Annotated in this window: 15 protein-coding genes; 3 read left to right on the top strand and 12 right to left on the bottom strand. The window is 39.0% G+C overall.

Annotated features, from left to right (window positions below; all coding sequences use genetic code 11):
* Positions 1 to 7 precede the first annotated feature (7 nt).
* From AC4PG0_RS00635 to AC4PG0_RS00610, 6 genes are all read right to left on the bottom strand, one after another.
* The gene (locus tag AC4PG0_RS00635; RefSeq protein ID WP_033838198.1) at positions 8 to 1,018 is read right to left on the bottom strand and encodes a class I SAM-dependent methyltransferase; all 1,011 of its coding nucleotides are present in this window, start codon (positions 1,016 to 1,018) and stop codon (positions 8 to 10) included.
* A 443-nt stretch (positions 1,019 to 1,461) separates the two neighbouring features.
* Positions 1,462 to 1,689 (bottom strand): helix-turn-helix domain-containing protein, encoded by a 228-nt coding sequence (locus AC4PG0_RS00630; protein ID WP_003772011.1) that lies wholly within the window; start codon positions 1,687 to 1,689, stop codon positions 1,462 to 1,464.
* On the bottom strand, positions 1,682 to 2,110 hold the full coding sequence (locus AC4PG0_RS00625) for an RNA polymerase sigma factor sigma-70 region 4 domain-containing protein (RefSeq protein ID WP_003772013.1): 429 nt from the start codon (positions 2,108 to 2,110) through the stop codon (positions 1,682 to 1,684). Before AC4PG0_RS00625 ends, AC4PG0_RS00630 begins: the two co-directional genes overlap by 8 nt.
* Positions 2,111 to 2,229: 119 nt before the next feature.
* Entirely contained in the window at positions 2,230 to 2,916 is a 687-nt protein-coding gene (locus AC4PG0_RS00620) for a flavodoxin family protein (protein WP_012581252.1), read from the bottom strand.
* 17 nt (positions 2,917 to 2,933) lie between these two features.
* Positions 2,934 to 3,695 carry an SDR family NAD(P)-dependent oxidoreductase gene (locus AC4PG0_RS00615; RefSeq protein WP_003736721.1) on the bottom strand — a complete coding sequence of 254 codons (762 nt, stop codon included), beginning with the start codon at positions 3,693 to 3,695 and terminating at the stop codon, positions 2,934 to 2,936.
* Entirely contained in the window at positions 3,692 to 4,129 is a 438-nt protein-coding gene (locus AC4PG0_RS00610; RefSeq protein WP_003772018.1) for a MerR family transcriptional regulator, read from the bottom strand. The genes AC4PG0_RS00615 and AC4PG0_RS00610 overlap by 4 nt, the downstream gene beginning before the upstream one ends.
* A gap of 501 nt (positions 4,130 to 4,630) precedes the next feature.
* Between AC4PG0_RS00610 and AC4PG0_RS00605 the strand changes: the two genes are divergently transcribed.
* Both AC4PG0_RS00605 and AC4PG0_RS00600 read left to right on the top strand, forming a co-directional pair.
* The gene (locus AC4PG0_RS00605; protein ID WP_033532989.1) at positions 4,631 to 5,569 is read left to right on the top strand and encodes a recombinase family protein; all 939 of its coding nucleotides are present in this window, start codon (positions 4,631 to 4,633) and stop codon (positions 5,567 to 5,569) included.
* 36 nt (positions 5,570 to 5,605) lie between these two features.
* A complete protein-coding gene (locus AC4PG0_RS00600) occupies positions 5,606 to 6,325 on the top strand; it encodes a DUF4368 domain-containing protein (RefSeq protein ID WP_492167675.1) in 720 nt (239 codons plus the stop codon).
* Positions 6,326 to 6,400: 75 nt separating this feature from the next.
* On the opposite strand, the gene tpx is transcribed toward AC4PG0_RS00600, so the two are convergent.
* Genes tpx through sppA form a run of 3 tightly spaced genes read right to left on the bottom strand, consistent with a single transcriptional unit; the run spans position 6,401 to position 8,528 of the window.
* Entirely contained in the window at positions 6,401 to 6,898 is a 498-nt protein-coding gene (tpx, locus tag AC4PG0_RS00595; protein ID WP_492167674.1) for a thiol peroxidase, read from the bottom strand.
* 60 nt (positions 6,899 to 6,958) lie between these two features.
* Positions 6,959 to 7,495, bottom strand: coding sequence for an RDD family protein (locus AC4PG0_RS00590; protein WP_003730654.1), 537 nt, complete (start codon positions 7,493 to 7,495; stop codon positions 6,959 to 6,961).
* Between the two features lie 19 nt (positions 7,496 to 7,514).
* Positions 7,515 to 8,528, bottom strand: coding sequence for a signal peptide peptidase SppA (sppA, locus tag AC4PG0_RS00585; RefSeq protein WP_010991619.1), 1,014 nt, complete (start codon positions 8,526 to 8,528; stop codon positions 7,515 to 7,517).
* A 178-nt stretch (positions 8,529 to 8,706) separates the two neighbouring features.
* Between sppA and AC4PG0_RS00580 the strand changes: the two genes are divergently transcribed.
* Complete coding sequence (locus AC4PG0_RS00580; protein WP_003723315.1) at positions 8,707 to 9,510, top strand: NAD kinase; 804 nt, start codon at positions 8,707 to 8,709, stop codon at positions 9,508 to 9,510.
* A gap of 32 nt (positions 9,511 to 9,542) precedes the next feature.
* Here AC4PG0_RS00580 and argF read toward each other — a convergent pair whose 3' ends face one another.
* Genes argF through argB form a run of 3 tightly spaced genes read right to left on the bottom strand, consistent with a single transcriptional unit; the run spans position 9,543 to position 12,399 of the window.
* On the bottom strand, positions 9,543 to 10,493 hold the full coding sequence (gene argF / locus AC4PG0_RS00575; RefSeq protein WP_033532987.1) for an ornithine carbamoyltransferase: 951 nt from the start codon (positions 10,491 to 10,493) through the stop codon (positions 9,543 to 9,545).
* The gene (argD, locus tag AC4PG0_RS00570; RefSeq protein WP_033532986.1) at positions 10,490 to 11,650 is read right to left on the bottom strand and encodes an acetylornithine transaminase; all 1,161 of its coding nucleotides are present in this window, start codon (positions 11,648 to 11,650) and stop codon (positions 10,490 to 10,492) included. The genes argF and argD overlap by 4 nt, the downstream gene beginning before the upstream one ends.
* Positions 11,647 to 12,399 carry an acetylglutamate kinase gene (gene argB, locus AC4PG0_RS00565; RefSeq protein ID WP_003730659.1) on the bottom strand — a complete coding sequence of 251 codons (753 nt, stop codon included), beginning with the start codon at positions 12,397 to 12,399 and terminating at the stop codon, positions 11,647 to 11,649. Before argB ends, argD begins: the two co-directional genes overlap by 4 nt.
* Positions 12,400 to 12,406: the final 7 nt, after the last annotated feature.

Genomic DNA, 12,406 nt, shown 5'->3' with positions numbered 1-12,406 from the left:
GTTTTTGTCAATTCCTTCCATTATTGTTTCCCTTGAACCAGTTCTCAATTTCAGCTAAAATCGGTGCAGTTACGCTCGGATCTGTTAGCGAAGAGAGATTGGCCAGTAAAACTTCTTTTGGCGGCTTTACATCTACGTCCGCTTTTCGTAAAATCAAGATGCTTTTTCGTGCTTGTTCAGACTTAAACAGTGTTTCAGGTAATTTAATAATTCCCTCAATATGACCGTTTTTCTTGATAAACTTGTCCACCTTAGCAAAGTCACTAGTCCCAAACATTGCGTCAGGTACCAAGAAGAATAAATATCCTCCTGGCTTTGTGTAGCGCATTCCTTGTTCAATAAATAAGAAATGTGCAAATGAATGCCCTTCTTCACGGCAAAGTTCAAATGTTTTTGCATTTTCATCATCTGGATAGTAGCCAACTGGCAAATCACTAATTACGACATCTACTGGATCTACTAATAAATTAGCTAACCCGTCTTGATGAAGTAAAGTCATTTTTTGTCGCTGTAAATCCGCGCCTACTAATGCAAGTGAAATAAGCAAATCATCTACATCCACACCACTCGCATGAACTTCTACGTCGCCTTTTAGTTCTAGTTGGTTTATCACAGTAGTTAAAAGGTTCGCTGTTCCACAGGCTGGATCCAAAATAGAAATATTTTTCTTTTTTTGAATCACTTTTTCAAGTAAGTATGCCACAATAAATCCGATCGAATCTGGTGTCATTTGGTGATTAACTTGAATACCGTGTTTCATGCCTTTTAGTAGTGCTAACTGAAGACCTTTGCGTATTTCTTCATTTGAGAAATTTTCGAGTTCTATACTTTCATAGGACTCTTGTAATTTCAATTGTTTTTCAGAAGACAACTCTTCTTTTTGTAAAACTTCTTTTTGAAACAGATTTTCTCCTGTTTCATAAACCGCTTCCAAATAGCTTATTTCAAGCTCATTTTGCAAGATAATAGCTGTATTATCAAGCACTTGAAATAATTCTTGCGTTGCTTCATTTGCCAAAAGTAACACCTCGAATTTTTATCATTACTAACACCACCAAACATTATACAGTATTTCCAAAGAATGTGAAAGGATTTTCTGTAGTAAAAGCGGAAATTAACGCTGGAAATTTTTAATTATAATTAGTACAGTTTATTTTTAGTAGTAATACAGAAAAAAGCCCTCCTATTTATGGCGACACTGGATAAAACAGTAATCCAAAACATTTGACTAATACCAGCCGCCAACATGGATTGTCTACAAAAAAGCTAGTAACGGTTTTGCTTTGCCGTTACTAGCTTTTTTCATGTTCTAAATTGCTACAGTTTTACTTATCTATTCCTTAGAAGGGGAATCGTCCAGTACCGAATCAAACTCCGATGACAGACCAATTAAACCTTTATTTTGGCACCTTTTATTAACAGTAATAAAGACGAATACCTGTTATGTATGAAATGAAAAATTTAACGAATCTCAAATTTATAGATGGCCTCAATTAAGTCGGTTTCCATTTTGTGCTGAACATCGGTGTCAATATATTGGTAGAGTGAGCCGTCCGGTCGGTAAGCCGTTCGCAGAGAGCGGCTTATGATATATCCACGAAATTGATTTAAAATGTCTTGAATAGCCACGATATCACCTGTCTTAGCTGATACTAAAGTATCAAAATGTATGTATTTTCCTTTACTCACCGTTTTGTTCCTCATATATTATCCGTAGAACCCTTAATGCCGCTAACCGACGTTTGCGTGTTGAAGAGTCATAACTTGAAAAAGCCTCTCCGATTTTTCTGTCTGTCCACCCAAGAAAGTATTTGAGCAGAATGATATTACGTCCCTGCTCTGGCAGACAGTTTAATGCGTTAGCCAGATTATTGTCTTGTACAATAATTTCATAATCCAATACATTGAAGATAGTATCGTCAGTAAAGTGCTGATCAATACGATAAAGGAGACGGGTTTCTTGAAAGGATAGACTTGAAAATGTGATTGTATTTTTCCCTAACCGCAGCCGCTCATAGTAGGCGGTGAGAGCTGCGTAATGAAGGGTTCTTAGTGCATATCGGTGAAACTGCCGCATATTTCTCTCTATAAAATCATTCGTCAGTTTCACATGTATCCCCCTATCATTTAACCGGTTTAGTTTTTTCTATTCTATCAAATTAAGTAAACTATACTACCCTAAAATTGGTTACACTTTCTTAATTAATGCTGTCTCTAGATTTCGTTTGACTATCTCGTCTGGGTATAGCCTTTGTTATTCCAACGATCAATAACTGCTTTATAGCGAACTGGATTTTTCATTGCATGTCTGCGAAGTCCTACATGAAAAACAATAGCTCTCATCACAATTTCAAGAACAGATAAAGACATTGTTCTTTTTGCTCTGACCAAATACTGTGCACATTTTCTATCTATGGTTTTTTCAGTTGCCTTGTTTAATACCTCTGAACCGTGATTCAGCTTTTTTCTATAATGTCCGCTAACCGAGCCACCAGAATAGTGTATAAATTCATTTAGAATTTTTTGTGCCTTTTTTCCACCCGCATTCTCATAAGTGATAACAGAGAAACATGGTTTATTTCTAAGAAGTTGTTCAAAAATAAAATACCCACGATCCATTAGAATTTTTAAATACCCGGATACATTGCTGGTATAGGTTGGACTTCCAAGAATCAAGCCATCGCATTGATCGATGAGACTGCGTAATCTTTCCACTCCATCATCTTGAATAAAGCAATATCCAGTTTTATAGCAGCCCATGCAACCCACACACAATTTTAAATTATAATTGCTTAAATCAATGTGCGTTATTTCAAGTTCCGAATCCATTGTGCAGAGTTTTTCATGGATATAGGTTAAAATTTTTGCGGTAGCACCACTTTTGCGAGGACTGCCATTTATGATGAGTAAATGCAAGGTGATATCCTCCTTTTCTATAACATTTTTTTCGTCATCCAGCCAATAAAGGAATAGGGCAATAATCGAGAACATAAAACTAAAATTTTATTATAAAGACCTGGTATTATGACAGACTTGCCCTTTTCCATAGCACGCAAGCCGGACAACGCAACCTTATGGGGAGACATAACGAATATCTTAAATAATAATGTGTGTTCTATTTTTGCTTTATGTGCAAATTCAGTGCGTGTTGAGCCGGGGCAAAGCGTTGTTACTGTGACACCTGTGCCTTTTAATTCAGCATGAACCGCTTTTGAAAGATGAAGGATATACGCTTTTGAAGCAGCATAGACAGCATCTTTAGGGCAAGCAATGTAGGAGCCGGTTGAACCAACATTTAATATATGTCCATGACTATTCTGAATCATTTCAGGAATAAACAACTTCATCATATCGGTTACAAAATTGATATGTAAATTTATCATGCCTTGTTCGCATGTGGCATCTGTTTCAGAAAATAACCCTGCTTCATTAAAGCCAGCATTATTTACCAATATGTCAACTTGCCATCCGTTCTGCTTAATAGATTTATATATTATTTCAGCAGCATTAGTCTGTTCAAGGTCACATGTAATGGTATCAATACGGTTATTTCCGTTTTCCAGCTTTTGTTTTTGTGCGGATAGCTTCATAGCATTCCGTGATACCAAAATGACATGACACTCTTTTTTAGCAAAAAGCTCACTTAGTGCATAGCCTATACCACTGGTAGTGCCTGTTATTAAGACAGTTCTCATTTTTGCTCCTCCGCTTGCTTCAACCTAAAAAGTTCAGATTCCTCCAGAAAGGTACGGCAAGGCTTGTTCTCCCCTGTATCCATCATTTCCTGATAGAAATTCACTTTAGCACCCAGCCATTTTAAAGAAGTTTGCATTGCCTTCATCTTTTCTTCTACAGATTGCTTGTACTGCGTTACTAATTGATAGCGTTCAGGGATTGTTTCAGGGCCCTTCAACAATAATTGTATGTAAGAGCGTATTTCACGAATCGGTACGCCAACTTCCCGCATCAACACAATCATGTAAAGCCATTCAATATTCTCTTCTGTGTATATTCTATTTCCTACACTATTTCTTTTTATTGATGGAAGCAAACCAGCTTTTTCATAGTAGTGCAGTGTGGGAACTGTAATGCCCAACTTCTCAGCCACTTCATGCGCAATATATTCCATATTCTTCACCTCATAAATAAGAATACACTATAAAGTGCGCTTTAGGTCAAGCTTTATTTTAAAGTTAATAAAATATTCAGGAAGCAGAGCAAGCATAGGAAGTGGCTATACACCAGCCACCTTCCGCCATACCCCTTTTTTAAATCATGTTTTGTGAGTGGGCAAAAGCCTAAAATATTTTTAGTAATTATTATAGCTGTATCAACAAAAAATGTGTTAAGTTATCCGAAAACAGCTTTTTTAAGACGGTAATATATGAAGCAAAATCCTTCTCTCCCTTGTTTGGAGTGTACTCACTTGTTCCGACCCATCAAGCCTAAACTTTGCTGACTACGTCAGGGCTTGACAGGTCGAAAACAAGTGAGTAAGTGGTAGCCAAGGGGAGAAAGGATATCTATATCTCCGATACATCTTTTATTATGGGGTATCGTTATCGGCTTGGAGAATTAGTGAACCGTTTGGCTAATTTACTTGTGCTATTTTAAAACAGGAGGAAAAACGTTGAACTATCAAGTTGATGAAAATGGAAAAATTATGAACCAGCAGCCTGAACAAATCACCGCCCTGTATTGCCGTCTATCTCGTGATGACGAACTTCAAGGCGATAGCAACAGCATTGTGAATCAGAAATCAATTCTCTCAAAGTACGCAGAAGAACACCGCTTACTCAACACTCGCTTCTTTATTGATGATGGGGTATCAGGAACTACCTTTGACCGTCCCGGACTGAATGAAATGCTTGCTCTAATTGATGAGGAAAAAGTATCTACTGTAATAGTCAAGGACATGAGCAGGCTCGGCAGGGATTATTTGAAGGTTGGTCTGCTTACCGAAATCCAACTGCCGGAAAAAGGTGTTCGGTTTATCGCTATCAATGATGGCGTTGACAGTAATCAAGGCGTCAGTGAGTTCATCGCATTCCGCAATGTGATTAATGAATGGTACGCCAAAGATACCAGTAAGAAAATCAAAGCTGTGTTTACAGCAAAAGGACAATCCGGCAAACCGCTTAGCACCTTCCCGCCTTATGGATATATCAAAGACCCAGAGGACAAAAATCGCTGGATTGTAGATGAAGCTGCCGCCGAGGTTGTTCGTGAGATATTCCGGCTTTGCATGGAGGGTAACGGCCCCACTAAAATTGCTCGGATATTATCTGAGCGCAGGGTGCTGATACCGTCTGCTTATGCAAAGTCAAACGGCAGAAGCGCACCTGCTGATGTTCCCGCTGATCGATGTAAATGGTGTGACAGTACCGTGGCTCATATCCTTGAACGGAAAGAGTATCTGGGGCATACGGTGAATTTTAAAACCTACAAGGAATCCTTTCGGAATAAGAAACAGCGGAAGAACCCGAAAGAAAACCAAATGGTATTTGAAAACACCCATCAGCCTATCATTGAACAGGATGTATGGGATACCGTCCAGCAGCTGCGTTAGAACAAGCGTAGGCCATCTAAGACTGGTAAAACCAATATGTTCAGCGGCATTGCCCATTGTGCTGATTGCGGGAGCAAGCTGTATTACTGCACAACCAGATACTTTGAGACAAGGCATGACCATTTCCGGTGTTCTGCTTCGCAAAAAGCGGTTGACCCGTGTACATCCCATTTCATCCGTGCTGTTGTGCTGGAAGAAATGGTACTGGCGCACATGCGCTATGTGATTGGCTTTGTACAGCGGTATGAGGACAGCTTTCGGGTGTCCATCGAAGCAGAACGTTCCACGGAAATCCAAAAAGAGTTAAGTGCCAAGCGGAAACAAATAGCACAGTCTCAGAAGCGTGTAGATGATCTGGATGTATTATTCCGTAAAGTCTATGAGGACAACGCTAGTGGGAAGCTGACGGATGAACGCTTCATGCAGTTGTCAAGAGGATATGATCTGGAACAGAAAACACTGCGGCAAATGATTACAATGCTAGAAAAAGAGATTGATCAGCAGGAACAAAAGACCACACAGGTAGAAGATTTCATTGCCAAGTGCAAGCGGTACTCTAGCCTAGAAACATTGACCCCTGCCATCCTCAATGACCTTGTGATCAAGGTATTTGTGGAAGCACCGGACAAAAGCACTGGCAAGCGCAGACAGGGGATTCATATCAGTTACAATCTTGTGGGGATACTGCCACCACTGGAACGCTTCCAGCCTGTTGTAGTTGAGCGACCAAACAAAGAAAAAGCAAAAACGGCGTAGCCGTAAGGCTACACCGTCTCTGCATAACATATTACTGTTTTATCCAGCCCCTGCATAAAGGAATGCTTTTAAGATTTAAGCTTTTTTGGCTGCTTCTATCGCTGCTTCGTAATTTGGATGGTCGCTACCTTCTGGAACTACTTCCGTGTAGACGATTTCTCCTTTTGCATTTACAACAAAAACAGAACGAGCTAGTAAGCGAAGTTCTTTCATGATTACACCGTATGCTTCGCCAAAAGAAAGATCGCGGTGATCAGATAAAGTAATCGCATTTGGTAAACCTTCTGCTGCACACCATTTCTTTTGAGCAAATGGTAAATCAACGGAGATAGTTAAGACAACTGTACTATCTAAATTGCTTGCTTCTTCATTAAATTTACGCGTTTGTGTGGAACAAACACTTGTATCAATGGAAGGAACAACGCTGATAAGTCTCACTTTCCCGTCATAATCGTGCAATGTTACTTCTTCTAAATCTCTATTCACCACTGTGAAGTTCGGCGCTTTGTCGCCAACTTTTCTTTCGGTACCTACGAGTGTAACTGGATTATGTTTAAATGTTACTTGAGTCATTTTTTCTTCCTCCTTTAATGTACGCTTCTATTCCATTTTAAAGAAGAAGTTTGCTATAAGCTATTTTTTTGCTCCATTTACCCATTTTTCATCTAGTTCTAAGTACCCCGTGTGGACGACAGATGTGGATTCAAAGAAGTCCGCAATGCCTTGTTTGTTTGGTGTAAAGGCACAAACCACATATAACGGCCAAATGGTTTTTAAGACAAAACGCATCGCACCTTCTCGAAATAAAACGGTTAACCAAGTTAATTTTCCACCATCAAGTTTCACTACGCGAAGACCAAATAACATTTTCCCAAGCGTTTGTCCAAAAAACTTAGTAAGCAAAATAAAGTAAGCTAAAAAGATAATCGTTGTCATTCCCCAATAAAATGTGAAGAAACTGTCATCCATCCCCATTCCAGAGACGCGGAAAATCGGATTAATAATAATTCCCTTTAAGGCTGCGATGACAACTAAATCGACTAAATAAGCTAAAAACCGGATCCAAAAGCCAGCAAAGTACTGTTTAGGAATGGCTTCTTCTTTCTGAATTGGTGGTTCATAATGATAGACTTGGCGTTTGTTTTCAAAAGCAACATTTTCATTAGCCATTTGCGCCTCTCCTCTCACATTATTCTCCATATAAATACATCATTCTTGGCGCTTTAAGTGTGCCAGTTAATTTGATTAGTTGGGAAATATCTGCATTTTGACCAGAGATTTTTTGTGCAGCTACAGAGAATAACGAGCTAAAGTCTTCTGGTACATCATATTGAATGACTGTCGCATCAGCTAACCCTTGTTCTTTTTTCAAAGCTTCTAGGGCATCTTCTTGATAACCAAACTCATCAATCAACCCGTTCTCTTTTGCTTGGCGGCCGTCGTATATGCGTCCATCTGCAATTTTACGTACTTTTTCTGCGGACATTCCACGGCCTTTTGCAACGACTTTAACGAACTCATTGTAAGAATCATCAATCATTGACTGCATAATTTTCTTCTCGTCTTCCGTCATTGGTCTTGTCCCGCTCATAATGTCTTTATATTCGCCGCTTTTAATAGTATTATCTGAAACACCTAATTTTTTCATGAGTTCACTATAGTCATACCCTTGCATAATAACCCCAAGTGAACCAGTCAATGTTTCTTTACTTGCAAAAATTTTGTCGGCTGGTGCGGAAATATAATATCCACCTGATGCTGCCATACTCCCCATGGAAACATAGAATGGAATATTGCGTTCTTTTTGAATTTGTAAAATTTTATCGCGAATTTGCGCGGACTCCATAACACCGCCACCTGGTGAATTAACATACAGCAGTACGCCTTGGATATAGTCATCATTTCTCACTTGTTCTAATTGTTGCATGAAAAATGAATGATCATAGCCCGCGTCCCCAAATAAAGAACCAGAATCTCCCGTATCTTGAATAGTACCATCTACAGATAATACAGCAATTGTATCATCCCCACCTTCTTCAATTACTGTTTCGGTTAGTTCGCCGGTATCCGCGAACAGACTTTCGACAAATGTCGGACTACTCTCTTCCGTTGAAGCGATTTGACTTGAAGTAAACTTTGCTAACGCACTAACTATCAAAAGTGCAAAAACAATCCCTAGTGCAACCCATCTTTTAGCGTTCATTAATTTCTCCCCTTTTTCTATTTAGATAATGTAATAATAACAGTCTCTTTTATTTTGTACAATCTTTCTCTTAAATTGTGTTCCATTTCACTTTTTTACGGATGAAGAAAGAAATTGCCCTTAAGTCATGTTATAATAAGCTTGTTGATTAAAATTGGATTCTGGAGGGACAACTAACATGGCAAAAACTATTTTTTATTTTTCCTATCGAAAAACAGAAGAGTTACATGCAAAAGCAAAAGAATTGAAGAAAATTACGACTGATTATGGATATGAATTAACTGATGACTATCAAAAAGCAAACGTTATTATCAGCATTGGTGGTGATGGTGCTTTTCTTAAATCTGTAAGAGAAACTGGCTTCCGTCAAGATTGTTTATATGCAGGGATTGCGCTAACAGAGCAATTAGGTCAATACTGTGACTTCCATATTAATCAATTGGATGAAATCATCAAGGCAGCTATTGAAGATCGTTGGTTAGTACGTCGTTACCCAACTATTTATGGAACAGTGAATAATACCAAAGCATTTTATGTACTAAATGAGTTTAATATTCGTTCCTCTATCATTAGAACACTTACGATGGATCTTTATATTAATGATTCTCACTTCGAAACTTTCCGCGGCGACGGAATGGTAATTTCCACACCAACAGGAAGTACTGCTTATAATAAATCAGTGAACGGTTCCATCGTGGACCCACTTCTTCCATCTATGCAAGTAAGTGAACTAGCTTCTATTAACAACAATAAATTCCGTACGCTAGGATCATCGTTCATCCTTAGTCCAAAACGCAAACTACGTATTGAAATTGCGTCTGAAGAAGGAAATAACGAATTCCCAATGATTGGAATGGACAGCGAAGCACTTAGTATCCAACACGTGCATGAAGTTAATTTAGAAGTAGGCGATCGTTTTATCAATATTATCAAACTACCTAAAAATTCTTTCTGGGATAAAGTGAAACGTAATTTCTTATAATAAAAAAGTCTGGCGTAAGTGCCAGACTTTTTTTATTTCGCTTCTAAAATGGCTGCTAGCAACGCTTTTTGCGCATGAAGTCTATTTCCTGCTTGTTGATAAATAACCGAGTGATTGCCATCAATGATCTCAGCTGTCACTTCTTCTTCTCGGTGCGCTGGTAAACAATGTAAGAAATGATAATCTGGCTTAGCAATGCTAGCTAACTCTGCGTTCACTTGATATTTTTCGCCAAAATCCGCTAAACGTTTCGCATTTTCCTCTTCTTGCCCCATGCTTGTCCAAACATCTGTATAAATAAAGTCCGCATCTGTCACTGCATGTTTTGGGTCTTCCGTAACGAAAATCTTGGCACCACTTTCCTTCGCCAGATTCTCCGCCGTTGCTAAAATTGTTTCATCGACTTCGTACCCTTTTGGCATTGCAAGACGTATATCTAGTCCAACCATGGCACCTGCTAACAGTAAAGAATGGCATACATTGTTACCATCACCAATATAAGCTAGTTTGACACCTTCCAATTGATCTTTCCATTCATAAATAGTCATTAAATCCGCTAACGCCTGGCATGGATGATGTAAATCAGTTAAGCCATTAATAATCGGAATTTCTGCATGATACGCCAATTCTTCTACTTTTTCATGACTAAATGTTCGGATCATAATTGCATCAATATATTCTGACATCACATGCGCCGTATCTTTAATCGGTTCACCACGCCCGATTTGCAATTCCTTTGAACTCATCACTATCGCTTGTCCACCTAATTGCAGAATCCCAGCTTCAAAAGAAACCCGTGTTCTAGTAGAAGGCTTATCAAAGATCATTCCTAAAATTTTCCCGCTTAAAATATGGCTATAGTGAGCTGGGTTCGTTTTCATTGCAACAGCTAATTTAATGATATCCGTCAATTCTTCTTTATTCCATTCAAGCAAGCTGAGCATATCTTTACCAGCTGTATTATTTTTCGCATACATTGTCATCCCTCTTCACTCCCAATCAATTGATTTTCCAAAACACTTTTCAATAAATATATGGCTTGATCGATTTCTGCATAACTGACGGTTAAAGGTGGTAAGATTCGTAGCACATTTGCCCCCGCAGTTAGTATTAACAACCCTTTATCTCTAAGCTCCGTTACAACTGGTTCTGCGGTACTTTCAAGTTCTATGCCTATAAGAAATCCTCCACCACGAATGACAGAAACATTATCCAACGCCTCTAAATGCACTTCTAACAAGTTTCTAAAATAGTCTGCTTTGGCATTTACTTCTTCTAAAAATCCCATTTGTTTCATTGTCAGTAATATCTCTTTAGCCGCCGCAAGTGCCAATTTATTTCCTCCGAAAGTAGAGCCATGACTTCCCGGCCCAAAAGCACTACTTAGATTCGCTTTTCCGACCATCGCTCCAATCGGCAAGCCATTTCCAAGCCCTTTTGCTAAAGTGAAAATATCTGGATCTAAACCAATCTGCTCAAACCCATAAAGCGTCCCCGTTCGCCCAAGCCCAGTCTGCACTTCATCAATAATTAATAATACCCCCATTTTTTTGCAAAGCAATTGAACCTCTAAAAGAAAGGCTGCATTTGCTGGGATGACGCCACCTTCCCCTTGAATCACTTCTAACATGACTGCTGCTGTATGTTCATCGATTTCTGCTCGGAAAGCTTCGATGTCGTTATAAGGGACGTAAGTGAAACCAGGAACAAGTCCCCCGAACCCTTGATGAATTTTAGCTTGGGCTGTTGCTGACATCGAACCAAAAGTACGTCCGTGGAAAGATTTCTCAAAGGTAATTATTTTTTCTTTTCCGGTATATTTTCTAGCTAATTTGAGCGCTGCTTCATTTGCCTCTGTTCCGCTATTACAAAAGAAAACTAATCTGTCTTTACCATCAGCAATTAATTCTGCGACACTTTCTTGCAAAGCACATTCATATAAATTCGATGTGTGCCAAATATTCGTTAGTTGTTGTTGTACTGCTTCTGTGACGTTCTCCGGGCAATGACCTAGATTGCAAACAGCGATACCACTTGTAAAATCAAGATATGTTTTACCAAACACATCCGTTACAACTGTACCCGTACCTTTTATTAAATCAACGGGGAATCTATTATACGTTGGAAAGACATAGTTCATCCTATCGCCACCTTGCTTTTTATTTTTGTACCTATTGTTTCAAGGGAATTTGTAATAATCACCTGGTCAACACCATTTTCAGCGGCAAAAGCGGCACTTGCTAATTTAGGAATCATTCCGCCTTTGATTACGCCAGTCTTTTGCAGCTTTTCAATTTCTGCTGTGGCTATTTCGGTGATAATTTCTGAGCCATTTTTTACTCCTGGAACATCTGTTAGTAAATAGAGCGCTTCTGCATGGAGTGCGCTTGCTACCTCACAGGCGGCTGTATCCGCATTAACATTGAGCCAATCGTGTTCACTATTTATACCAAGGGGCGCAATCACGGTGATAATATTTTCGCTAAGCAATTGTTCAATTAAATTTGTTTTTACTTTTGTGATTTTACCAACCAAACCTAAATCAGTGTCACTTAACCTATCTGCTTCTAGTAAACCTGTATCTCCAGCGTTTAAGCCAATGACCGAGATATTTCGTTTTTGAAAAGCAGTCGTAATAGCTGGCTGAACTTGACCAATTAAAACCATTTTTGTTACTTCGAGGGCTGCTTTGTTGGTGATTCGTAGACCATTTTTCGTTTCGACTGGAATAGCGAGGGCTTCCATCATTTTTGTAATGTAATGACCGCCGCCATGAACGAGGACAATTTTCTTATTCGCTGCTTGCCACTCTGTAATTTGTCGAAAAAAACCTTCTGTTAAATTGTCGCTTGCAACACCACCGAGTTTTATTACTATCGTGTTTTCCACCCTTATT

Source organism: Listeria sp. MAN/IMW/UF464, assembly GCF_058683955.1.
The sequence above is the reverse complement of the archived record's forward strand: the minus strand, read 5'-3'. Positions and strand labels throughout refer to the sequence as shown.

What these genes read in the sequence shown, in the direction of transcription:
- AC4PG0_RS00615 (WP_003736721.1), bottom strand. Translation starts at nt 3,695, where the DNA reads ATGAGAACTGTCTTAATAACAGGCACTACCAGTGGTATAGGCTATGCA.
- AC4PG0_RS00610 (WP_003772018.1), bottom strand. Translation starts at nt 4,129, where the DNA reads ATGGAATATATTGCGCATGAAGTGGCTGAGAAGTTGGGCATTACAGTT.
- AC4PG0_RS00600 (WP_492167675.1), top strand. Translation starts at nt 5,606, where the DNA reads ATGTTCAGCGGCATTGCCCATTGTGCTGATTGCGGGAGCAAGCTGTAT.
- tpx (WP_492167674.1), bottom strand. Translation starts at nt 6,898, where the DNA reads ATGACTCAAGTAACATTTAAACATAATCCAGTTACACTCGTAGGTACC.
- AC4PG0_RS00590 (WP_003730654.1), bottom strand. Translation starts at nt 7,495, where the DNA reads ATGGCTAATGAAAATGTTGCTTTTGAAAACAAACGCCAAGTCTATCAT.
- sppA (WP_010991619.1), bottom strand. Translation starts at nt 8,528, where the DNA reads ATGAACGCTAAAAGATGGGTTGCACTAGGGATTGTTTTTGCACTTTTG.
- AC4PG0_RS00580 (WP_003723315.1), top strand. Translation starts at nt 8,707, where the DNA reads ATGGCAAAAACTATTTTTTATTTTTCCTATCGAAAAACAGAAGAGTTA.
- argF (WP_033532987.1), bottom strand. Translation starts at nt 10,493, where the DNA reads ATGACAATGTATGCGAAAAATAATACAGCTGGTAAAGATATGCTCAGC.
- argD (WP_033532986.1), bottom strand. Translation starts at nt 11,650, where the DNA reads ATGAACTATGTCTTTCCAACGTATAATAGATTCCCCGTTGATTTAATA.